This is a genomic window from Winogradskyella sp. PC-19, assembly GCF_002163855.1.
GTDB lineage: Bacteria > Bacteroidota > Bacteroidia > Flavobacteriales > Flavobacteriaceae > Winogradskyella.
Genome location: NZ_CP019332.1, coordinates 2633515 through 2656565 on the forward strand (window position 1 = coordinate 2633515; position 23051 = coordinate 2656565).

Annotated in this window: 28 protein-coding genes; 13 read left to right on the forward strand and 15 right to left on the reverse strand. The window is 32.9% G+C overall.

Annotation, left to right across the window (positions count from 1 at the left end; genetic code table 11):
• Positions 1-23: 23 nt before the first annotated feature.
• Positions 24-1001 carry a D-alanine--D-alanine ligase gene (locus BTO05_RS12120; RefSeq protein WP_087492922.1) on the reverse strand — a complete coding sequence of 326 codons (978 nt, stop codon included), beginning with the start codon at positions 999-1001 and terminating at the stop codon, positions 24-26.
• A 152-nt stretch (positions 1002-1153) separates the two neighbouring features.
• Here BTO05_RS12120 and BTO05_RS12125 point away from each other — a divergent pair, with 152 nt between their 5' ends.
• From BTO05_RS12125 to BTO05_RS12160, 8 genes are all read left to right on the forward strand, one after another.
• A complete protein-coding gene (locus BTO05_RS12125) occupies positions 1154-1714 on the forward strand; it encodes a PASTA domain-containing protein (RefSeq protein WP_087492923.1) in 561 nt (186 codons plus the stop codon).
• 3 nt (positions 1715-1717) lie between these two features.
• On the forward strand, positions 1718-2749 hold the full coding sequence (locus tag BTO05_RS12130; RefSeq protein WP_087492924.1) for an RluA family pseudouridine synthase: 1032 nt from the start codon (positions 1718-1720) through the stop codon (positions 2747-2749).
• Between the two features lie 82 nt (positions 2750-2831).
• On the forward strand, positions 2832-3590 hold the full coding sequence (gene yaaA / locus BTO05_RS12135) for a peroxide stress protein YaaA (RefSeq protein ID WP_087492925.1): 759 nt from the start codon (positions 2832-2834) through the stop codon (positions 3588-3590).
• Positions 3591-3703: 113 nt separating this feature from the next.
• Positions 3704-4342 (forward strand): hypothetical protein, encoded by a 639-nt coding sequence (locus BTO05_RS12140; RefSeq protein WP_087492926.1) that lies wholly within the window; start codon positions 3704-3706, stop codon positions 4340-4342.
• A 24-nt stretch (positions 4343-4366) separates the two neighbouring features.
• On the forward strand, positions 4367-5155 hold the full coding sequence (locus BTO05_RS12145) for a hypothetical protein (protein WP_087492927.1): 789 nt from the start codon (positions 4367-4369) through the stop codon (positions 5153-5155).
• Between the two features lie 91 nt (positions 5156-5246).
• On the forward strand, positions 5247-6536 hold the full coding sequence (locus BTO05_RS12150) for a DEAD/DEAH box helicase (RefSeq protein ID WP_087492928.1): 1290 nt from the start codon (positions 5247-5249) through the stop codon (positions 6534-6536).
• 2 nt (positions 6537-6538) lie between these two features.
• Entirely contained in the window at positions 6539-6754 is a 216-nt protein-coding gene (locus BTO05_RS12155; protein WP_087492929.1) for a DUF6500 family protein, read from the forward strand.
• Position 6755: 1 nt separating this feature from the next.
• Positions 6756-6980, forward strand: coding sequence for a VF530 family DNA-binding protein (locus BTO05_RS12160; protein ID WP_087492930.1), 225 nt, complete (start codon positions 6756-6758; stop codon positions 6978-6980).
• On the opposite strand, the gene BTO05_RS12165 is transcribed toward BTO05_RS12160, so the two are convergent.
• The 13 genes from BTO05_RS12165 to BTO05_RS12225 form a co-directional block, all read right to left on the reverse strand.
• Positions 6977-7867 carry a YitT family protein gene (locus BTO05_RS12165; RefSeq protein ID WP_087492931.1) on the reverse strand — a complete coding sequence of 297 codons (891 nt, stop codon included), beginning with the start codon at positions 7865-7867 and terminating at the stop codon, positions 6977-6979. The genes BTO05_RS12160 and BTO05_RS12165 overlap by 4 nt on opposite strands.
• A 60-nt stretch (positions 7868-7927) precedes the next feature.
• Positions 7928-8383, reverse strand: a complete 456-nt coding sequence (locus BTO05_RS12170; RefSeq protein WP_087492932.1) for a tRNA (cytidine(34)-2'-O)-methyltransferase — start codon at positions 8381-8383, stop codon at positions 7928-7930.
• 1 nt (position 8384) lies between these two features.
• A complete protein-coding gene (trpA, locus tag BTO05_RS12175; protein WP_087492933.1) occupies positions 8385-9149 on the reverse strand; it encodes a tryptophan synthase subunit alpha in 765 nt (254 codons plus the stop codon).
• Positions 9142-10227 (reverse strand): family 10 glycosylhydrolase, encoded by a 1086-nt coding sequence (locus BTO05_RS12180; RefSeq protein WP_087492934.1) that lies wholly within the window; start codon positions 10225-10227, stop codon positions 9142-9144. The genes trpA and BTO05_RS12180 overlap by 8 nt, the downstream gene beginning before the upstream one ends.
• Complete coding sequence (locus tag BTO05_RS12185; RefSeq protein ID WP_087492935.1) at positions 10224-11324, reverse strand: carbohydrate-binding family 9-like protein; 1101 nt, start codon at positions 11322-11324, stop codon at positions 10224-10226. Before BTO05_RS12185 ends, BTO05_RS12180 begins: the two co-directional genes overlap by 4 nt.
• A complete protein-coding gene (trpB, locus tag BTO05_RS12190) occupies positions 11324-12505 on the reverse strand; it encodes a tryptophan synthase subunit beta (RefSeq protein ID WP_087492936.1) in 1182 nt (393 codons plus the stop codon). The genes BTO05_RS12185 and trpB overlap by 1 nt, the downstream gene beginning before the upstream one ends.
• Positions 12489-13109: a phosphoribosylanthranilate isomerase gene (locus BTO05_RS12195; RefSeq protein ID WP_087492937.1), complete on the reverse strand. Its 621-nt coding sequence runs from the start codon at positions 13107-13109 to the stop codon at positions 12489-12491. The genes trpB and BTO05_RS12195 overlap by 17 nt, the downstream gene beginning before the upstream one ends.
• On the reverse strand, positions 13106-13891 hold the full coding sequence (gene trpC / locus BTO05_RS12200; protein WP_087492938.1) for an indole-3-glycerol phosphate synthase TrpC: 786 nt from the start codon (positions 13889-13891) through the stop codon (positions 13106-13108). Before trpC ends, BTO05_RS12195 begins: the two co-directional genes overlap by 4 nt.
• The gene (trpD, locus tag BTO05_RS12205; RefSeq protein ID WP_087492939.1) at positions 13888-14880 is read right to left on the reverse strand and encodes an anthranilate phosphoribosyltransferase; all 993 of its coding nucleotides are present in this window, start codon (positions 14878-14880) and stop codon (positions 13888-13890) included. The genes trpC and trpD overlap by 4 nt, the downstream gene beginning before the upstream one ends.
• 6 nt (positions 14881-14886) lie before the next feature.
• On the reverse strand, positions 14887-15453 hold the full coding sequence (locus BTO05_RS12210; RefSeq protein ID WP_087492940.1) for an anthranilate synthase component II: 567 nt from the start codon (positions 15451-15453) through the stop codon (positions 14887-14889).
• 1 nt (position 15454) lies between these two features.
• Positions 15455-16861 (reverse strand): anthranilate synthase component I family protein, encoded by a 1407-nt coding sequence (locus BTO05_RS12215; RefSeq protein ID WP_087492941.1) that lies wholly within the window; start codon positions 16859-16861, stop codon positions 15455-15457.
• 184 nt (positions 16862-17045) lie between these two features.
• Complete coding sequence (locus tag BTO05_RS12220; protein WP_087492942.1) at positions 17046-17612, reverse strand: YceI family protein; 567 nt, start codon at positions 17610-17612, stop codon at positions 17046-17048.
• A gap of 12 nt (positions 17613-17624) precedes the next feature.
• Positions 17625-18080 (reverse strand): MarR family winged helix-turn-helix transcriptional regulator, encoded by a 456-nt coding sequence (locus tag BTO05_RS12225; protein WP_087492943.1) that lies wholly within the window; start codon positions 18078-18080, stop codon positions 17625-17627.
• Between the two features lie 102 nt (positions 18081-18182).
• Here BTO05_RS12225 and BTO05_RS12230 point away from each other — a divergent pair, with 102 nt between their 5' ends.
• The 5 genes from BTO05_RS12230 (at position 18183) to BTO05_RS12250 (ending at position 22325) form a co-directional block, all read left to right on the forward strand.
• Complete coding sequence (locus BTO05_RS12230; RefSeq protein ID WP_087492944.1) at positions 18183-18656, forward strand: TlpA family protein disulfide reductase; 474 nt, start codon at positions 18183-18185, stop codon at positions 18654-18656.
• Between the two features lie 7 nt (positions 18657-18663).
• The gene (locus tag BTO05_RS12235) at positions 18664-19326 is read left to right on the forward strand and encodes a thioredoxin family protein (RefSeq protein ID WP_087492945.1); all 663 of its coding nucleotides are present in this window, start codon (positions 18664-18666) and stop codon (positions 19324-19326) included.
• Positions 19327-19445: 119 nt separating this feature from the next.
• The gene (locus BTO05_RS12240; protein WP_087492946.1) at positions 19446-19763 is read left to right on the forward strand and encodes a rhodanese-like domain-containing protein; all 318 of its coding nucleotides are present in this window, start codon (positions 19446-19448) and stop codon (positions 19761-19763) included.
• A 13-nt stretch (positions 19764-19776) separates the two neighbouring features.
• Positions 19777-20187, forward strand: coding sequence for a rhodanese-like domain-containing protein (locus tag BTO05_RS12245; protein ID WP_087492947.1), 411 nt, complete (start codon positions 19777-19779; stop codon positions 20185-20187).
• A 128-nt stretch (positions 20188-20315) separates the two neighbouring features.
• Positions 20316-22325, forward strand: coding sequence for a protein-disulfide reductase DsbD family protein (locus BTO05_RS12250; RefSeq protein WP_087492948.1), 2010 nt, complete (start codon positions 20316-20318; stop codon positions 22323-22325).
• Here the strand turns inward: BTO05_RS12250 and BTO05_RS12255 are convergent.
• Positions 22322-23050, reverse strand: coding sequence for a nitroreductase family protein (locus BTO05_RS12255; protein WP_087492949.1), 729 nt, complete (start codon positions 23048-23050; stop codon positions 22322-22324). The two genes, BTO05_RS12250 and BTO05_RS12255, sit on opposite strands and share 4 nt — an antisense overlap.
• Between the last annotated feature and the right edge of the window lies 1 nt (position 23051).

Below are 23051 nucleotides of genomic sequence, written 5' to 3' on the forward strand. Positions count from 1 at the left end.
TTATATAGCCTTAAATATAGACATTATTTAGTCATTGCCTCTTCGATAGCATTACCGAACAAATCATTAAGTAAAATACCTGCGGCAGCTGCTTGCTGTGGTAAAATACTTTCTTTTGTAAGACCTGGAACAGTATTGACTTCTAATAAGTACGGTTCGTCGTCTTTAAAAATAAATTCGCTGCGACTAAAACCACTCATTTTTAGTGTTTCATATATTTTTTTAGCTTCCGTACGAACTTTGTTCTCGTAATCCTCTGAGATACGAGCTGGTGTTATTTCTTGAGACTTGCCTTCGTATTTGGCTTGGTAATCAAAGAAATCATTTTCAGAAACGATTTCGGTAATAGGTAATACTTTGGTTTTACCCTTATAAGAAATCACACCTACAGAAACTTCTACACCATCTAAAAATTGCTCAATAATAATCTCGTCGTCTTCTTCAAAAGAATTTTGTATTGCAGCTTTTAAATCTTCTGCTTTGTAAACTTTAGAAATTCCAAAACTACTACCAGCTTTGTTTGCTTTGACAAAACAGGGTAAACCAACTTTTTTTACAATAGCTGATTCATCAATTGTGTCTCCAAGGTTTAGATAATAACTCTCAGCAGTTTTAATGCCAAATGGTTTTAAACTTGCAAGTAAGTCACGTTTATTAAAGGTCAATGCTGCTTGATACATGTTACAACTGGTTTGAGCAATACCAAGTAATTCAAAATAACCTTGCATAAAACCATCTTCACCTGGAGAGCCATGAATAGCGTTAAAAACACAATCAAACGTTACCTTTTTACCATCGATTAATACTGAAAAATCATCTTTGTTTATTGGTGTTTCTTCGTTATTTTCGGCAACATAAACCCATTTGTTTTTAAAAATGTGTATGGCATAAGGTGTATATTTATTTCGGTCTAAAGTATCATAAACCATGCTGCCGCTTTTTAGCGAAATTTGATACTCACTTGAGTAACCACCCATAATAATTGCAATATTCTTCAGCATAATAACCTTATGAAATTTGTGTTATGTAAATGTATTAATAATTTTTTTTCACGAACAAAAATCGATTTGTAAATTACAAGCGTATATAAAAAAACAAAATCCATAAACTACAAACTACTATTTTCATTAGTTTTGTGAACAATTTTTATAGCATGAGTATTATTAAATTCTTGACGAGTAAAGTGTTTTTTAAGCAATTAGCTTTAGCAGTGGTTGCTGTTGTAGTTTTTTGTTTTTTGATTCTAAAATGGCTTGATGTTACAACAAATAATGGCGAATTTGTTACCGTGCCTGACCTTAAGGGAAAGTCTTTAGAAACAGTTAAGATTGAGTTGGATGACAAAGAACTAGCTATGGAAATCCAAGATTCGGCAAATTTTAATCCTAATTATCCGAAGTTTTCTGTAATAGAACAGGACCCAAGTGCAGGATCGCAAGTCAAAGAAAACAGAAAAATATATCTCACACTTAATCCGTCAGGTTATCGTAAGGTTGCAGTGCCAGCAATTATGAGAAGAACATATAGACAAGCAAAACCTACGCTTGAAGCTCTTGGCTTTAAAGTAGGTGAAACTACTTATATAGATAATATCGGTAAAGACGTTGTCTTAGGTATTAAACATAACGGTAAAAACATCAAAGTTGGAGATAAGCTACCATTAACAACAAAAATCGATTTGGTTTTAGGTAATGGTAATCGAGCTTCAAATTAAAATATGGATACAACTCCAGAACTTCCGCCCAATAATGATTTATATGAGCATCATAAAATCGTTGTAGATAAAGGTCAAAATCCACTTCGTATTGACAAATACTTGATGAATTTTATCGAGAATGCTACGCGTAACAAAATACAAGCTGCTGCAAAAGACGGAAGTATTTTTGTAAATGATGTTGCTGTAAAGTCAAATTACAAAGTCAAGCCATTTGATGTTATTCGTGTAAAGTTTGAACATCCGCCATTTGAAAATTTACTGGTCGGCGAAGACATGCCTCTAGATATTGTTTACGAAGATGATGACTTGTTAGTAGTTAATAAACCAGCAGGTATTGTTGTACATCCTGGTCACGGAAATTATTCAGGTACATTAATCAACGCACTGATTTTTCATTTCGAAAACTTACCAAAAAACTCTAGTGACCGACCTGGCTTGGTGCACCGAATTGACAAAGACACCAGTGGCTTACTTGTAGTGGCAAAGACAGAACATGCTATGGCACATTTGTCAAAACAGTTTAAGGATAAAACTAGTGAGCGTGAATATGTAGCCATTGTTTGGGGAAATGTAAAAGAAGACCAAGGTACTGTCGAAGGCCATATTGGTCGTCACCCTAAAAATCGTTTACAGAACACAGTCTATGAAGGTGATGATATTAACAAAGGCAAACCTGCTGTAACGCATTACAAGGTCATCGAACGCTTAGGTTATGTCACGCTATTAAGTTGTAAGCTAGAAACTGGTCGTACACATCAAATCCGTGTGCACATGAAGCATATTGGTCATACGCTTTTTAACGATGAACGTTATGGAGGAAATTTAATCCTTAAGGGCACGACATTTACCAAATACAAACAGTTTGTAAGTAACTGCTTTAAAGTGTTACCACGACAAGCCTTACATGCCAAGACTTTAGGGTTTGAGCATCCAGTTACAGGAAAGCAGATGAGCTTTAATACAGATGTTCCTAAAGATATGCAACAGTGTATCGAAAAGTGGAGACATTATGCAAAGCATCAAGAAAACTAATAGTAGTATTCGCAATTATTCTTAAATCTTATTTTAATTCTTGTATTGACGTTGTAACTTTGATTCAGAAAAAGAATTAGTTATGAAGTTAGTATTATCTCCAGCAAAATCTTTAGATTTTGATAGTAAACTCCCAACACCAAAAACAACCGAAAGTTGCTTTTTGGCAGAGGCAGAGCGCATCAATAAATTATTAAAAAAGAAATCTCCAAAAGCGTTATCTAAACTCATGCATATTTCTGACAATTTAGGCCAGCTTAACTACGAGCGCAACCAAGATTGGTCATTACCATTTACTTCAGATAATGCACGCCCAGCAGTTTATGCGTTTAATGGTGATGTGTATCGTGGATTAGATGCATATACTATTGATACCAAGAAATTAGATAAAGTTGAAGATACAGTAAGAATCATTTCAGGATTATATGGAATTTTAAAGCCATTGGATTTGATACAACCTTATCGTTTAGAAATGGGAACAAAATTTCCGGTAGGTAAAAATAAAAACTTGTATGAATTCTGGAGAAAGAAGGTTACACAATCACTAAACGATGAGTTAGAAGACAACGAATTGTTTTTAAACCTAGCCAGTAACGAGTACTTTAAAGCTATAGATACAAAAGCCTTAAAAGTACCTGTGATTACTATTAATTTTAAAGAATTTAAAGGCGATAAGTATAAGACGATAGCCATTTTTGCAAAGTTAGCACGTGGTTTAATGACGCGTTATATCATTGATACAGATGCTAAGACTTTAGAAGATATTAAAGGTTTTAACCTCGATAACTATGGTTTTAGTGAGGAATTATCTTCCGATAACGAGTTGGTTTTTGTGAGATAGTTTCTATATTTAAGCATCAATATTAATCGATGCACTATTATTTACTTATTGCTCTACAGGTTTTTTGCCTTTATCATATATATAAAAATCACAAGCCCTATTATTGGTTCTTTGTGATTTTTTTTATCCCAGTTTTAGGAGGTGTATTTTATATTATCACTCAGGTCTTGACAACAAGAGATGTTGATACTTTTCAGAAAGAAATCACATCAATAGTTAATCCGACTAAGAAAATAAAAGACCTAGAAAAGAAGATCGAATTTACAGATACCTATACTAATCGTATAGATTTAGCAGATGCTTATTTTGAAATCAAAGCCTACCAAAATTCGATTTCTAATTATAAGAAGACCTTAGAAGATGAAGTTCAGAATGCGACATATTCACATCAACAATTAATTTTGTGTTATTTTCAATTGAAAGATTTTGAAAATGTCATTTACCATGTTGAAAAGATAAAAGCTAAACCCGAATTCAAGGGTTCTGTTCAGCAGTTTTACTACGGATTAGCATTAAGAGAAAAAGGACAACTTGAAGCTGCTGAAGTTCAGTTAAAAGAAATTGACAGACCGTATTCTAATTATAATGAACGTTTAGAGTTAGCTAAGTTTTATCTTGAAAATAATAGAAAAGAAGATGGCAAGTCTATACTCATAGATATTAGTAGCGAAGCAAAGCATATGACAAAGCCTAATCGTAGATTGTTTCGACAAACAATAAATGAAGTTGAGCAACTGTTAAAACAACTATAGTATTTCAGTAAAATAAAAAACAATATGAAACAAGCATTACAAATAGCTAATGGAGTCGCATTTGTCTTTACAGTATTTATCAATTATTTGTCTAATACAGGTGTTTTGAATAATACAACGATTGGTGAAGTGTCAGATAGTTATAGGTCTTTGTTTACGCCAGCAGGATATACATTTGCCATTTGGGGTATTATCTATCTTTTACTTTTAGGGTTTGTTATTTATCAAGGTAGAAGCCTATTTGTTAAAACAAATGATAATAGTTTTGTGCTTAAAATAGGTTGGTGGTTTATACTAAGCTGTGTATTCAATTGCTTATGGGTATTTGCATGGATATATGAGTATACAGGTTTGTCATGTGTCTTTATCTTTTTATTACTTTTTTCTTTATTAAAAATTGTGTGGAATAATCGTATGGAGTTAGATGATGAGCGTTTTTCAATCATTGCTTTTGTATGGTGGCCGTTTGTAATTTATAGTGGTTGGGTCACTGTTGCTAGTATTGCCAATGTGTCAACATATCTTATAAAAATTGATTGGAATGGTTTTGGAATTTCTGATATTACTTGGACTATTATTATGATTGTTATCGCAGTAATAATTAATCTTGCTGCTACTTGGAAACGTAACATGCGAGAGTTTGCATTGGTAGGTGCTTGGGCTTTGTTAGGTATTGCTAATGCCAATACCGATGTTAATACTACAATTTCAAGTATTGCTTTTGTAAGTGCGACGATTTTGTTGTTAAACTCTGCGATTCATGCTTTTATAAATAGAAAGAAGAATCCTTTTTTGAATTTTAAGAATAAGTAATAAAAGTTAGTCCATACTGTAATTAACAGTATCTTCGCGCCAATCAAAGGAGTGACCTAAATAAATAGAGTTTGCTTCAAAAACTTTATATATGTCATTTAAATCCTTAGGCTTATCTGAGCCTTTATTACGTGCTATTTCAAAAAAAGGGTACGAAACACCATCACCAATACAAGCAAAAGCTATACCGCCAGTTTTAGAAGGTAAAGATGTATTAGCGTCTGCACAAACAGGAACAGGAAAAACAGCAGGCTTTACATTACCACTATTACATAATTTAACACAACAACAGTCTCAACGAAATAGACCTATACGTGCTTTAATACTCACACCGACAAGAGAGTTAGCAGCACAAGTTTACGCCAATGTAAAAGAATATTCAGAATTTTTAGATATACGTAGTGCTGTGATTTTTGGAGGTGTCAACCAAAAGCCTCAAGTTGCAACGATAAGACGTGGAATAGATGTTTTGGTAGCGACTCCAGGTCGTTTAATAGATTTAGAAAACCAAGGTTTATTATCCTTAAAACGCGTTGAGATTTTTGTCTTAGACGAAGCTGACCGTATGCTAGATATGGGTTTTTTAAGAGATATAGAACGTGTAATGAAACTTATTCCTAATAAGCGTCAGAACCTTATGTTTTCTGCAACGTTTTCTAAGGATATTAAAAAATTAGCGTATTCAATATTAAATAATCCAGTACAAGTAGAAGCTACACCAGAAAATACTGCTGTTGAAGTTATTGAACAAAAAGTATATCGTGTTGCAAAAACCAAGAAGACAGGTTTAATAATTAAACTTATATCAGAAGGCGATTGGCAACAAGTACTTGTGTTTACAAGAACTAAACATGGTGCTAATCGGTTGACAAAAAAAATGGTTAGTTCTGGTATTACAGCAGCTGCCATTCATGGTAATAAAAGCCAAGGTGCGCGAACAAAAGCGCTAGCTGGTTTTAAAAGCGGAAAAGTTAGAGTTTTAGTAGCAACTGATATTGCAGCGCGTGGATTGGATATTCCGTTATTACCACATGTTGTGAATTTTGAATTGCCTAATATCTCTGAAGATTATGTACACAGAATTGGTCGTACAGGTAGAGCAGGAGCAAGTGGAGAAGCATTATCCTTAGTAAGTGCAGATGAAACTTCTTATTTAAAAGGTATTGAAAAGTTAATTGCTCAGAAAATACCAGTTGAAATTATTGAAGGTTTTGAACCTGACCCAAATGCTTCGACTGAGCCAATTAAACCTGGTCAGAATAGAAACAGAAATTCTGGAAACAGACGTCAGAAGCCAAAAACAGAAGGTGGTTCTAACTCAAGAAATTCTAATAGGAATAGAAATCGCAATAGAAGACGAAATAACGATAATAGAAATTAATAATGACTCCAGCTTTAAAAAATAAAATTATTGAGGTTTGTAATCTGAAGATTGCAACAAAAGGCGATAATGTTGGAGTATCGTTTTATGCGTTTTTCAAAAATAAAAACGATAATCCTAAGTTATTATTTGAAGCTGCTACTTGGTGGATAAAAACTCATGAGTTAGACCATTTTGAAAAGGCAGTTAAGATTAAAGCAATAGTAGAAAAATTGTAAAATGACATCACAACCAAATAATCCACTTCATGGTATTAAACTTCAACAAATTATTGAAGATTTAGTAGCGCATTATGGTTGGGAATATATGGGTTACGAGATTAATATTCGATGCTTTACACATGACCCATCTGTAAAGTCGAGTTTAAAATTTTTGAGACGTACACCATGGGCACGAACTAAGGTGGAAAAAATGTACTTGAGTATGTTAGAAAAGCGTCGTTAGATTTTAGGTAAGACTTTATTTTTCTTTTTATCTAAATAATGACGTAAAACACCACCTTTTACATTATTAACGTCAAATTCTACAACAAACGCTTCACTGTCAATTCTATTAATAATTCGGTGCATTCGTTTTATGTCAATACGGTTAATTATGGTATGAATAATATCAAAATCGACTTGCTTTCCTGAATTTCCGACACCACGAGTGCCACGATAGAGCGTCATACCAACACCTAATTCTTTCATAATAGCATCTTCAATAAGATGGTATTGTTTTGATACTATGGTAACCCCGATAAAATCCTCGAAACCTTCAATAGTCAAATCAGTCACTTTTGCTGTTACGATATATGTCAAAATCGAATATAACGCCACTTCTATTGAAATTACATAAGCTGTAATACCGAATAAAATGATATTGAATATTAGAATAATCTGACCTATGCTAAAACCAAATTTATCATTTAAATAAACACCTAAAATCTCTGAACCATCTAATACAGAACCGTTTCTAATAGCAATACCAATACCAGCACCAAGGAAAAGACCACCGAATATTGAAATCAAAAGTTTATCTTCTGTTATTGTGCCAAAATTTTCAAAATGAATAAATAGGGCAAGTCCTAGAATACTAATTATTGACTTTACGACAATGCGTTTTGACACTGTGAAATAACCTAATACCAAAAGCGGAATACTGAAGATAAGTAAGAGTAAAGAAATATTTATATCAACAAATGAATTAACCAAAAGTGCAATACCAGTGACGCCACCATCTAAAAACCCATTAGGTAATAAAAAAGCTTTTAAACCAATACTTGCTAAGATAATTCCGAATGCAATTTGAATATATTCCCAAATAAAATTATATGCTTTTGTAGTGCTCAAAGTTTTAGCTTACTCTAAGTTACAAAACCTTATGAGATACTTTGCGTATTTGCAATAATACTAGCTATTTAATTGCCTTAAGCCTTCGTAAGTAATTATACTTACAGCATTTGCAAGATTAAGACTTCTAATGTGTTCACTGTACATCGGTATTTTGAATAAAGCTTCAGAATATTTAGACGTTATCTCTTTAGACAGCCCTACAGATTCCTTTCCAAATACCAAAAACATATCATCTTCAAAATTAATATCCCAATGCGATTGTGTGCCATGACTGCTTAAAAACACCATATTGTTATCTGTATTTTTAGAGAAAAATTCTTCAATATTCTCGTAATATATAACTTCTAAATGCTGCCAATAGTCTAGACCAGCGCGTTTGAGACGTTTATCATCAATTTCAAATCCAAATGGTTTAACTAAATGTAAACGCGAACCTGTAGCTAAAGCTAAACGACCAATATTGCCTGTATTGTTTGGTATTTCGGGTTCTATAAGGACAATGTTTAATTGCATACTAGTCTAAAATGGGTTTTGTGAAATCACCAAGTGTATCTATACCATTTATGGTTACATGTTTTATAAAAGCTGAACCAATAATTGCACCTTTAGCCTGTTTTGTTGATTGATTAAAAGTTTCCTTATTCGAAATTCCAAAGCCAACTATCTGTGGGTTTTTAAGATTCATCTTCGCGATACGGTCAAAGTATTCAGACTGTTCATTACCAAATCCTGTTTTAGCACCTGTTGTACTTGCTGAACTCACCATATAAATAAATCCGTCTGAAACAGAATCAATAAATCGAATACGTTCATCTGAAGTCTGAGGTGTGATTAGAAATACATTTATAAGGCCGTATTTTTCAAAAGTAGATTTGTACTCGTCATGATAAACATCTACCGGTAAGTCAGGTATTATTAAACCATCAATCCCAATCTCTTGGCATTTTTTACAAAAGGCTTCAACTCCATATTGCAAAATAGGATTAAAGTATCCCATGATAATCAAGGGAATAGAAACTGTTTGCCTAATATCCTTTAACTGATTAAAAAGTAGATCGCTATTCATCCCATTTTTTAAGGCTTGTGTTGAGCTGTCTTGTATGGTTGGTCCATCTGCTAAAGGGTCACTAAAAGGTAGACCAATTTCAATCATATCAACGTTACTTTTCTCAAGGTTTTGAATTATTGAAACGGTATCATCTATGTTTGGATAACCTGCTGTAAAATATATGGATAGAAGCTTTTTGTCTTCTTCTAGTTTTTGATTAATTCTATTCATTATTAAATTCTTCTTTCAGTTTTATGAAAATTTCTTTTTGTGATTCGGATAGATTGTCTGCAGTAAAAATTGAAAATCCCCTTGCACCCTTCTCCTTTACTAGACGTATCGCTTTTTCTAAATCTTCAGGATTTTGCAAAGCTGGACTATATAAGCCAGAGTATATTGGGAATTCAACATCTTTAACGGCTTGTTCCGTAGCAAAGCCAATCCAATTTATATTTTCTTGATAAAAATTATTATAAACCATTGGAAAAGCAGCATCTAAATTCCAATCATTCCAAGCTTGACGTACCATTTGTCTAGACATTTCAGGAAAAGGAAATACGGCAGCTGTCATTTTTTGGTCACTTTCATGTGCGATTTCTACTAGTTCATTCACAAGAGAGGTAATTGCATTTAATCGGTATTGTCTCCATTCGGCGCTAAGCTCAGGGTGCTCCATGTCTTGTGGGTCTCTTCCAAATATTTCTTTGAAACCATTTCTTGCTATAGGATGATAACCATAATCATATTCTGGCATTTCAGTAGTTTGTACAAGGTTATATTTAGGTTGTAAATCTTTACCTAAAATAACATCTACATAGCGCACATAGTCTAAATGAATCGAAGCCAATCCTTCAATAGTTGTTAGCTCTTTAACATTTTTTTTAATATGATTCTTGGCTTCAGGATGAAAAGGACTTAGCCATTGGTAGTAATTTACATAGGCTCTATATTCTAACGAGTTTTTACCAGCTCTATTAACAGCATACCATTCAGGATGTTTTTTAGCAATTGTATCACCAGGTCTGTTTAGAGTCCACATCCAGGCGTGTACTTTTATATCTTTTTTTGAAGCTAGAGGAACTAACTGTTTTAAAACTTTTGCATTTGCGCCTACGAGGATTTGAGAAATACCAAGAGAATCGTAATAGGTCAATTTCTCTTCCCATTTGTTTTCATCAAAATCACCGGCACCACCAGTCCAAGTTGCAAAAATGAATTTTTCTTTTTCTATTTCTGAGGAAACTTTATCTTCAGTTTTTGTGTTACAAGAGATAAGTAAGGCGAATAAAATTATGCCGATTTTTTTCATAATTGTTTTAGTATACCTTGTTCGTTAATGATAAAGTAGTTTTCCTTAAGCGGACTTTTAATTTTATATTCAAAACCAAAGTTAGTTTTTAAAAATGTGGCTTTTAATACCTCTTTTTTAGAATATTGAACGTCTAAGCTTAATTCAGAGTTTACCGGTTTATCTAATAAATATTTTAAATCTTGATATCGTGTCTTTCTGAAAAGCGCATATGCTGTTTGTTTTATTAAAAGGTCTTTGTCTTCAATAAACTCTACATTATTAGTATTTTCTTGAGTTGTAAATTGAATAAAACCCCATTTTTCTGGCTCGTGCATATTAATCACTTTTTGATTACTCCAAACCCAGTTATATTCTTTTTGTAATTTATTATCTACTTTTTTACGTTGGTACGTATTATTTACAATATTAAAATCCCATTCTACTCTCGAGAAGTTTAATCGCCATTGTTCTCCTTCCTTTGGAGTTGTCTTTGGTCTGTTTTTAAGATTTATTAAAGGCTTAAGAGGAATTGCTATTTCTAATGCCCAATACTTATCATGGTCATTTGGGTCGTTTAAAGTGCCGTCTATAAATACTGCTGATTTTAAATTTTTTAAATCCCAATGGAAATTCGCTTTTCCTCCAACTCTATAGGGCTTGTCTAAAAATAAATCCCAAACAGTATTTAAAGCATTGATTTCAACTTCTCCATATCCATAACCAGTCTTAGACGGGTCAATAAAAACTTCAAAATCATTATTTAGATAAATTATGGCATCTCTTTTTGTAATGTCTCCCCAAATATGTGGTTCCTCCATTTTAGCATAAACATATAAGAAGTTCTCGTCCCATAACATTTTGGCTTGTGTCTTATATTTTGGAGTTTTTACACCTTCTATATCAATAAATGATGATGTGTAACTCGCGTTTTCCCAACTGATTTCGTCAGCTAAACCATCAATTTTTATTTGAGCATTAGTTTTGGTAACAATGTAATGCTTGGGTATAACAATGTCTTCTGAAATATCAACAGAAATATAGTCTTTAACGTCTTGTTGCTTTTGTTTACAAGAGGTAAAAAATAGAAATGTTGTAAATAGAAGGATTAGCTTCATTATAGTTTGAAATAATCTATATAATTCTGTAAATCTTTATCACCACGGCCAGATAAATTCAATACGATAACATCATCTTGTTTAAATTTTTTATGTTCAAAAACAGCTAGAGCATGAGACGTTTCTATTGCAGGAATAATGCCTTCTAATTGCGATAACTCTAAGCCTGCGGTCATAGCTTCATCATCAGTAATTGAAATGAATTCTGCTCGACCTGTTTTATATAAATTAGCATGCATAGGCCCAACGCCTGGATAATCTAAACCAGCAGAAATTGAATAAGGCTCTGTAATTTGCCCATCTCCTGTTTGCATCAATAAGGTTTTACTTCCGTGAATGATTCCCTCTTTACCTAATACTGATGTTGCGGCACTCTCACCGGTATCAATACCTTTTCCAGCAGCTTCAACCGCTATGATATTTACATCCGTATTGTCTAAATAATGGTAATATGTACCAGCAGCGTTACTTCCTCCGCCGACACAGGCAATTAGATAATCAGGATTTTCGGTACCTTCTTTTTCTAGTAATTGTTTTTGTATTTCTTCAGATACAATAGCTTGAAAACGCGCCACCATATCTGGATAAGGATGTGGACCAACAACACTACCTACAATGTAATGGGTGTCAACAGGATTATTAATCCAATCGCGCATAGCCTCGTTAGTGGCATCTTTTAAGGTGCGACTACCAGAGAGTGCAGGAACTACTTTTGCACCAAGCATTTTCATACGAGCAACATTCGGGGCTTGTCTTGCAATGTCAATTTCGCCCATATACACGACGCATTCAATTCCCATTAATGCACAAACAGTTGCTGTTGCAACACCATGTTGTCCAGCACCAGTTTCAGCAATAATTCTAGTTTTACCTAAACGTTGTGCTAAAAGTATCTGTCCAATTGTATTGTTGACTTTATGCGCACCTGTATGGTTTAAATCTTCACGTTTTAGATATATTTTAGTATTATATTTTTCGGATAAACGCTTTGCAAAATATAATGGTGAAGGTCGCCCAACATAATCCTTTAATAACTGATGAAACTCTTCTTGAAATGAAGCTTCAGCTGTTATTTTCAAATAGTTCTGTCTTAGTTCTTCTATGTTTGGATAGAGCATCTCAGGAATGTAAGCGCCTCCAAATTCGCCATAATAGCCTTTGCCGTTAATATTGTAACTCATGCTTAAATTTTTCTAATTCATCTATATTTTTCAATCCAGGCTCAATTTCAAATTTACTATTTACGTCAATAGCATAACAGTATTTTGATGCTGGACTCTTTTTAAACTCTTTTATGTTTTTAACTTCATTTAACCCAATACCACCGCTTAAAAAATAGGGTGTAGTTGATGGATAATCTTTTAAGACATCCCAATTGAAAGTATAACCATTTCCTCCGGGTAATTTACCTTTGGTGTCAAACAAGAAATAATCTACAATATCCTCATATGGATTAAGAACCTCAAAATTGAATTCGTTTTTGATGCTGAATACTTTAATAATTTCAGCTTTCGACGATTTTAAACTTTTGCAATATTCAGGAGATTCTTTTCCATGTAATTGAATGGCTTTTAAATCGTGTTTTTCTATCATTTGAAATACTTTATCTAAATCTGCATCAACAAAAACACCTGTTTTATTTATAGTTCCCGAGAGTTTAGGGATTTCAGTATCAAAAAAACGAGATGATTTATCATAAAATATAAAGCCCATATAGTCTGGTTGCAAATGAGCAACAGCTTCCATGTTATCTTGATATTTCATTCCGCAGATTTTTAATTTCATGATTCTAGATTTTGAATAAATTCTAATGCGGATTCTCCTGGGTTATTTGTTTTCATGAAGTTTTCACCTATCAAAAAGCCTTTGTAACCATAAGGTTTTAGTTCTTTTATTGCAGAAACAGAACTGATACCACTTTCAGACACTTTTACAAAGTCATCTGGGATTTGTGTGCTTAGTTTCTTTGAAGTTTCTAAACTAACCTCAAAGGTCTTAAGATTACGGTTGTTAACGCCCAACATATCTAATGACGGCATGATTGATTTCTGTAGTTCTTCTTCGTTATGTACTTCTAATAAAACATCCAAATTGAGACTTTTGGCAAATTCCGAAAATTGCTTTATTTCTGTTTTGGATAATATTGCGGCTATTAATAAAATAACATCAGCGCCATAAGCTTTGGCTTCTAAAATCTGATAGTCGTCGATGATAAATTCCTTGCGTAATATTGGTAAATCACAAGCAGCTCTTGCAACTAACACGTCATCTAAACTGCCTCCAAAATATTTCCCATCAGATAAAACAGACATGCCACATACACCAGCATTTTCATAACCAGAAGCTACGTCTTGAACATTTAAGTTATTATTAATAATAGATTTAGAAGGCGAACGACGCTTGTGTTCTGCGATAATACCACTGTTACTTTTCTGTAAATTTTCAGTAAGTGAAACTGTTTTTCTATTAAATAAAACAGACGCCTCTAACTGTGACGTTGGTACAATTGATTTTCGAAAATCAACTTCTAATCGTTTGTCTCTAACTATTTTGTCTAAGATGTTCATTTACTCAGTTCTATAAGTTTATTTAAACTTTGTTTTGCTTTACCACTTAACAAAGATTCTTTTGCTAATTCGAAACCTTCAATATGTGTAATTTGTCTGCTTGTTGCAATTGCTAAACCTGCATTAGCACAAACCACGTTGTTCTGTGCTTCGGTTCCGTTGCCATCAATAATATTGACGAATAAATTTGCTGCTTCTTTTATGGTTTCACCGCCAAAAATTTCAGAGGGCTTGATGGTTTTTAGATTTAAATCTTGAGGTGAAAATAAAGTCTCTGAGTGATTTGAAATTAGTTTTGCTTTTCCGGTTAAAGAGATTTCATCATAACCATCTAATGCATAAACGATATTATAATTCTTATCTGTTTTTTGATATAAAAAACTGTAAAGCCTTAGTATTTCTAGACTATAAACACCCAATAATTGGTTTTTAGGAAATGATGGATTTACCATTGGTCCTAGCATGTTAAAAAAAGTTTTAACGCCTAACTCTTTGCGAATTGGAGCTACATTTTTCATAGCTGGGTGAAATAAAGGTGCATGCAAAATACAGATACCAGCTTTGTCTAAACAACGTTTTAAAAAGGCTTCATCATTAGAAAATTTTACACCTAAATACTCCATTACATTAGATGATCCAGATGTTGAGGATACACCATAATTACCATGCTTAGATACATGAATACCTGCACCAGCCGTAATAAATGATGATAGTGTCGAAATATTAAAAGTATTCTTGCCGTCACCACCAGTACCAACGATATCTATGGCATTATATTCGCTTAAATCTATTGGGATACAAAGCTCTAAAAGTGCATCTCTAAAACCTTGTAATTCTTCAATAGTAATACTACGCATCATATACACCGATAGAAAGCAAGCAATCTGACTTGAGTTATACATATCGTTTGATATGTTAACAATAATCTGCTTAGCTTCTTCAGTAGAAATTGTTTGGTGTGCTATGAGTCTGTTTAATACGTCTTTCATATTCCTTTAACTATTCACCCAGTTTTTTAAAATTTGTTTTCCATCCGGAGTTAAAACAGATTCTGGATGGTACTGTACACCTTTTACATCATAAACTTTGTGGCGTAGGGACATAATTTGTCCGTTTTCGTCAAATGATGTAGCTTCTAAGCTATCTGGTAAATTAGTTTTGACAACCCACGAGTGATAGCGACCGACTTCAAAAGTTTTGTCTAAACCCTCAAATAAAATTTCATCATCAACAGACAGAGTTATATGAGTTGCAACACCATGAAACACAGTGTTTAAATTTTCTAGTTTACCTCCAAAGACTTCACCTATGGCTTGTTGTCCTAAACAAACTCCAAGAATACTTTTTGTTGGTGCATATGTTTTGATAATATCTTTTAATAATCCAGCTTCATCTGGTATTCCTGGGCCTGGAGAAAGCACAATTTTATTGAAATTATCAACTTCTTCAAGAGTTAATTTATCGTTTCGTTTTACGGTAACTTCACAATCTAAATCTTCCAAATAGTGAACAAGATTATAAGTAAAGCTGTCGTAGTTATCTATGACTAAAATTTTTTTCATATTAAATTTCTTTAGCAAGTTCAATGGCTTTGTTTAAAGCTCCTAACTTGTTGTATACTTCTTGTTTTTCACTTTCTGGATTTGATCTAGAAACTAATCCAGCACCAGCTTGCCAGTTAAGCTTATAATCTTTGCTCAAAAAAGTTCTAATCATGATAGCATGATTAAAATTGCCTTCAAAATCCATAAAACCTATAGCACCGCCATAATAACCTCGGCTAGTTTTTTCATATTTCTCAATTAATTGCATGGCTCTATGTTTTGGTGCACCACTCAAAGTTCCTGCAGGAAAAGTATCTGCTACGACTTGCATGGTTGAAGTCGAATCGTGTTTATGGCCAGTAACTTTACTTACCAAATGGATAACGTGTGAGAAAAACTGAACCTCTCTGTAAGTTTCAACCTTTACTTTATTTCCGTTTCGACTTAAATCGTTTCTAGCTAAATCAACAAGCATGACGTGTTCTGCATTTTCTTTTTCGTCATTTATTAATTCTTCTGCTAAGACAGCATCTTTTTTGTCATCACCTGTTCGCTTAAAGGTACCCGCAATTGGATGAATTTCTGCCAAACCGTTGTCAACTATAAGCTGTGCTTCAGGTGAACTTCCAAAAATCTTAAAGCTTCCGTAATCGAAATAGAAGAGGTAGGGCGACGGGTTAATACTTCTTAAAGCGCGGTAGACATTAAAATCGTCTCCAGAAAATTCTTGTGTGAAACGTCTTGACAATACTAATTGAAATACATCGCCTCTAGCACAATGTTTTTTTGCTAGATCTACCTGTTTTATAAATTCATCATCAGTGAGGTTTGACGAAATATCATCTTTAGTATCAAAGTTGAATGATGCGAAATTTTGAACATTAATGAGTTTATCCACAGCATCTATATTGCTTTCTATACCGTCTGGACAATGCGCAAATATGTAGGCTTCATTTTTAAAATGATTTATCGCTATGATGTTTTGATACACTGCATAGTATAGGTCTGGTATTTCAATAGAGTCATCTTTTTTAGAAATAACGATATCTTCAAAGTACTTAACTGCGTCATAAGCAGTATAGCCAAAAATACCATTATTTATAAACTTGAAATTTTCTTCAGAATTGGAACTGAAACGTTTTGTAAACTGTTGAATTTCTTCTACAACATTTATTGATTCTGTAATGGCCATTTCAGTAAAGCTTCCGTCAGGAAAATTCTGAAATATAGCTTCATTTTCAACTTTTATTGAGGCTATTGGGTTAAAACAGATATAAGAAAAATTCTTGTGGTTTCTATGATAATCGCCACTTTCTAGTAGAATACTGTTAGGGAATTTATCGCGTACCTTGTAATAGACTGAAACTGGTGTAATCGTATCAGTTAGAATCTTTTTGTAATGGGTATGTAAATTAAATATTTTCATAAGTTTAAAAGAAAAAAGGCTTGTCGTGAATGACAAGCCTTTTAGTATTTCAATTAACACAATGGACTATTTCACGAACGTTTCGTTAGTAAAATACCACCACCATGTTTGTTGTTTTCTCATTTGATGTCAAATATAGAAATGATATATATGAATTCAAACTAATTTTTAGATTTTTAACAATCTAGAAAGATAATATTACTGATAATTCAAAATCATCATAAATAGCTTTGTCTTTCAAATCATTAAAGAAGCTAGGAGAACCATATCTTACATCAAATTTAGATCTGTCTACAATTACTTTTGCAGTTGCAGAGTTAACATCTACTACCATTGTAAAGTTTATAGGTTTAGTAATGTTCTTTATTGTTAAATCTCCAGAAACTTCATGGTTTTTAACATCTATCTTATTCACCTTAGTAATGGTGAAATTTGCTTTGCCATGTTTTTCAACACCAAAGAAATCATCAGACTTAAGATGTCCCTCTAAGTTAGTTTTTCCTTTTCCTTCCAAATCTGTAACAGTAATGGTAGTCATATCAATAACAAAGTTCCCACCAGTAAGTGTTTTTCCATCAAACTGAAGTGAACCACTTTCTAATTTTATAGTTCCTTCATGTTGTCCAGTTACTTTTTTACCTACCCATTTTACGGTACTTTGCTCAGTGTTAACTTTTTTATCAATCATTGTGGTGAATGAGAAAAATGATAGTGCTAAAATTGCTACTGTTAGTGTTTTTAAATTTTTCATTTTCGTTTAATTTTAATTATTGAGTTTTAATAAAAGGTTATTTAATTGTTTTAATTCTTTTGGATTTAGAGGTGACGTAATTTTACTTTCTGTACCATCTATCTTTGGGTCTAGTTCTTTTAAGATTTCTAGACCAGTTTTAGTAATTGAGATTTCTACTTTTCGTCTATTTTTTTTACAAGTAATACGCTTTACAAAATCTTTTTTAAGAAGCTTATCTACAAGTCTTGTAGTGTTACTCATTTTATTAATCATTCGTTCTTGAATGTCTTGTAGATTAATTGGGTTTCCCTTTTGACCTCTTAAAATTCGTAATACGTTATACTGCTCTATTGATAAATCATAAGGCTTTAATTGCAAAAGCAAAGCGTCCTTAATAATACTGTTAATATGAAATACACTAATAACCGTGGTCTTGGCATCCGATATTTTTGCAGTTGATTTTAATATATTTTCTAACTCTTTCATATACAACAATTGTATATACAAATGTATAACTATTTGTTGTTATTAAATTTAATTTTTTGTTAAAACTTAAATGGGCTTAAATTCCATGTGTAACTTTATGACATGAAAAAGCTTTTATGCATACTATTTGTCTTTGTAATAGCCTGTGATAGTCCAAAGGAATTAGAGGTATACGACCATGATGGATTAGAACCTTTGATTAATGTAACTGATGACAAAATTCATGTTGTTAATTTTTGGGCAACTTGGTGTGCACCTTGTGTAAAAGAATTACCTTACTTTGAAAAGCTTAACGAAGAGTATAAGGATAAGGATGTTGAATTACTATTGGTTAGTCTAGATTTTCCAAGACAATACGAAACGAAGTTAAAACCATTTTTAAAAGAAAAACAACTAAAGTCTAGAGTGGTTTGTTTAGACGATGTGAACCAAAACAGATGGATACCAGCCATCGATACAACATGGTCTGGTGCTTTGCCAGCAACAATCATATATAAAGGTAACAAGCGACAATTTTATGAAAAGTCTTTTACCTATGAAGAATTAGAAAAAGAAGTACAACAATTATTAAAATAGATTTATTATGAATTTTTCAAATCACGAACTCAAAAAAGCTAATAAAAATAGCGTGAGTAATACACTAAGAATATTAGCAGTATTAGTCTGCTTTGTTAGCTTAACAGCATTCACAATCAAAACAGATGATGGTGGTTATAAAGTTGGAGATATTGCAACAGACTTTTCTTTAAAAAATATAGATGGTAATATGGTATCGCTTTCAGATTACAATAACGCAAAAGGGTTTGTAGTCATTTTTACTTGTAATACATGTCCATATGCTGTTGCCTATGAAGATAGAATCGTTGATTTAGATAAAAAATATGCTTCAAAAGGGTATCCAGTAATTGCTATAATGCCAAATGATACTGATGTTAAACCTGGTGATAACATGCAAGCTATGAAAGCTAGAGCTAAAGCAAAAGATTTTACCTTTCCTTACTTGATGGATGAAGGACAGAAAATATATCCACAATATGGTGCTACAAAAACACCTCATGTGTATATCCTAGAAAAAACTACTGATGGTAATATTGTAAAATACATTGGAGCTATTGATGATAATTATCAAGATGCTGCTGCAGTTAAAACAAAATATGCCGAGAATGCAATTGATGCACTTTTAGCAGGTAAAGAAGTAGAGCAAAAAACAACTAGAGCCATAGGTTGTTCTATCAAAACAAAATAGTTAATTTACCTTTTGTAAGGGAATAAATGTTAAAATTGGAATCCGGAGTGTAACACTTCGGATTTTTTTACGTCTATATCATAAAGAAATGTTAATTTTGTTTAAACAAATTATAGTAAATGGCTGATTTGCAACAGAAAGATTGGACAAAACTACTGTCAGAAGACAATAATTCGGTGGTTTTGGATGTTAGAACATTAGATGAAGTTGAAGAATTAGGAATAATTCCTAATGCGTTGCATATTGATATATTTAAAGGTCAGGGTTTTATTGATGAGATTCAAAAGTTGGATATATCAAAAAAATACTTTGTTTACTGTAAAGCTGGTGGCAGAAGTGCGCAAGCATGTGCAATTATGAATCAGTTAGGTTTCGACAATACGTATAACCTTCTTGGCGGTTTTACCGAATGGGAAGGCGAAGTCAATCAAATATAAAATCAATCAAATCATGAAAAAATTAATATCCATCACACTATTATGCCTTTTAATGCTTATTAGTATAGGCTGTGTGGACAAAAAAGCAGACTCTAGCGATGTCAAATTAGTAACGGCAGACGAGATGAAACAAATAATTGAACTAGAAGATGTCCAAGTAGTTGATGTCAGAACAGCCTCAGAATTTGAAGCCGTACGCATCAAATCTGCACAAAATATTGACTTTAACTCACCAACGTTTGAAGAAGATATAAAAAAGCTTGACAAATCTAAGCCAGTCGTATTGTATTGTAAAGGTGGAGCCAGAAGTGCTAAATGTGCAAAAAAACTAAAGGATGAAGGTTTCGAAAAAATCTATGACTTAGAAGGTGGCTTGTCCAAATGGGAACATTCAAAAATTCTCAACATCGAGAAAAAATCATAAAGTATTTAAAACCGAACTATAAACGTTCGGTTTTTTTGTGCACTCAAGTCTTAAGGTTTTTATAAATTAGACGACTTTTAAGTAGTAAAATCAACACAACTTTTACATTTGTGTTATAACCTTATTATATGGCAATTTTAAAGCGTTTCTTTTTTGCATTACTTACCATAGTAGTAACAACAATTACTTTTGGACAAAATTATAACCCAGCGAGTTGGGAGCATACAGTTGAAAAAATTTCTGAGACCGATTACAAGGTTATTCTTACAGTGACTTTAGAAGAAGGTTATAGTATTTATTCGCAGTATGCAATTGAAGAAGATGGGTTTGCGCCTCAAACTTATTTTGAGTTTAAAAACCAAAAAGGGAATTATACTTTAGTTGGTAATACTACCGAGCCGGACACTAAGCCCAAATTTGATAAGTTGTTTGGCGAAAATGTTAAGAAGTTTAATGACCAAGCCATCTTTACACAACAAATATCTTTAATTAACCCATATTTTAATAAAGTTGTAATTAGCGCAGAGTATCAGACCTGTAATGATGAGAGATGCATTTTAGGAGATGACACTTTTAAATTTAATTTAGACGGAACTCCAGTTGAGGAAGATCTTATTGATATTGACGAACGTAGTCAAAAACTCTCTGAAGAATTAAAGTTAAACGTCACTGGTTGGGACAAATACAAAAAACAAGATATTGAAGAAAAAAGTAACCTTTCCATATTTATTTTAGGGTTTTTAGGTGGTCTTATTGCCTTACTGACACCTTGTGTGTTTCCTATGATTCCTTTGACAGTTTCGTTTTTTACAAAGAGTTCTGGCGATTCTAAGAAAGGATTGTTCAATTCTGTTTTGTATGGATTCTTTATTTTTTTAATATACTTTTTATTGAGTTTACCGTTCCATGTTTTAGATTCTTTAGACTCTGGCATATTGAATAATATTTCAACAAACTCAACACTAAATGTCATATTCTTCGCTATATTTTTAGTGTTTGCATTTTCGTTTTTCGGTTATTTTGAATTGACATTACCACAATCGTGGAGTGCGAAAATGGATGATAAAGCCAATAAGATAGGTGGAGTTATTGGTGTCTTTTTTATGGCGTTAACATTAGCAATTGTGTCATTTTCCTGTACTGGACCAATTCTAGGTGGTTTATTAGGAAGTAGCTTAGCGTCTGATGCTAGTGCCACACAACTCACAATGGGAATGAGCGGTTTTGGTTTGGCATTGGCTTTGCCTTTTACATTGTTTGCCATGTTTCCAAAATGGTTAAATTCATTACCAAAATCTGGTGGTTGGTTAAATACAGTAAAAGTGGTTTTAGGGTTTATAGAGTTGGCCTTAGCACTTAAATTCTTGTCTAATGCAGATTTAGTAGAGCATTGGGGATTATTAAAACGTGAAATTTTTATTGGTCTTTGGATTATTATCGGTATTGGCTTGATATTATACTTGTTCGGTAAAATTAAATTCCCACATGATGGACCACTACAAAAAATTGGAAAAGGTAGAATGACCACTGGTATTTTAGTTGTGGCATTCGTCATCTATTTAATTCCGGGATTGACCAATACAAAATATGCCAATTTGAAGTTATTAAGTGGTTTTCCACCACCAATGTTTTATAGTATTTATGAGAAAGCTTCTGAGTGTCCATTAGATTTAAATTGTAGTAAAGATTGGGAAGAAGGCTTGGCCAAGGCAAAAGCAGAAAACAAACCTATCTTATTAGATTTTACAGGTTGGGCATGTGTTAATTGCCGTAAGATGGAAGAGCAGGTGTGGAGCACATCAGAAGTTTACGATATTTTAAGCGAAAAATACGTAGTTATCTCATTGTATGTAGATGACAAAAAGGAGTTGCCAAAAGACGAGCAGTTCGATTATTTAAGAATAAACGGAACTGTAAAAAACATAGAAACGATTGGTGATAAATGGGGGACGTTACAGACCATAAACTTCCAAAATAATTCGCAGCCCTATTATGTGCTTTTAAATCATGACTTAGAATTACTAAATACGACAAATGCGTATGAACCCAATTCGGATGCTTATTATGAGTGGCTTAAAATTGGGTTAGATAATTTTGAAAAGAAGAAGTCTGTGTCTAATTTTAGATTTGGAAACTAAACTTCAAAATAAACGCTCTCAAAAGGTACTCTAAACCGAGGGCCATAAATACCTTTTTCATCGCGTATACCGCAACTTATAACCATATTTATTTCTGCACCACGAGGTAAGTCTAAGATTTGCTTTACTCGCAGTGTGTCACTGCCTTCCATAGGACAAGTATCATAACCAATTGCAGCCATGCTTGTCATAAAATTTTGTGCGGCTAACCCAGCACTTTTATGAGCCACAATACGCATATCACTTAAGCGTGTTTGCCTATAAATAGGTTTAAATAATCCAATAACTTGGAACACAACAAACTTTATATACCCTAAGATTCCTAGAAAGTCTGTATAGATGGTTGGTATAAGTTTACCGTAATAATTGGTTGCCATCTTTTTACGTTTCAAATCACGTTCAGATAAATCGTCCCTGTCATAAACTTTATTCAAAAAATCTATGTTTGCCTTAGCGCGTTTGCGCCATAAATCTTTACGTGCTACTACAACAACTAATTGTTTAGCGGTTTTTGCTGCACTTTGGTTAAAGCATGCTTGGGCTAAAGCTTCAAGTTTAGTTTTATTAGTTACATGATAAAATTCCCAAAGTTGTAAATTACTACTAGTTGGCGCTAATGACGCGTTAACTAAACATTGTCTTACTTTTTCGGTATCTATGTCATCTTCTTTATAAACACGTGTTGAACGTCTATAACCAATTGCTTCTGATACTGTTTTTTCCATA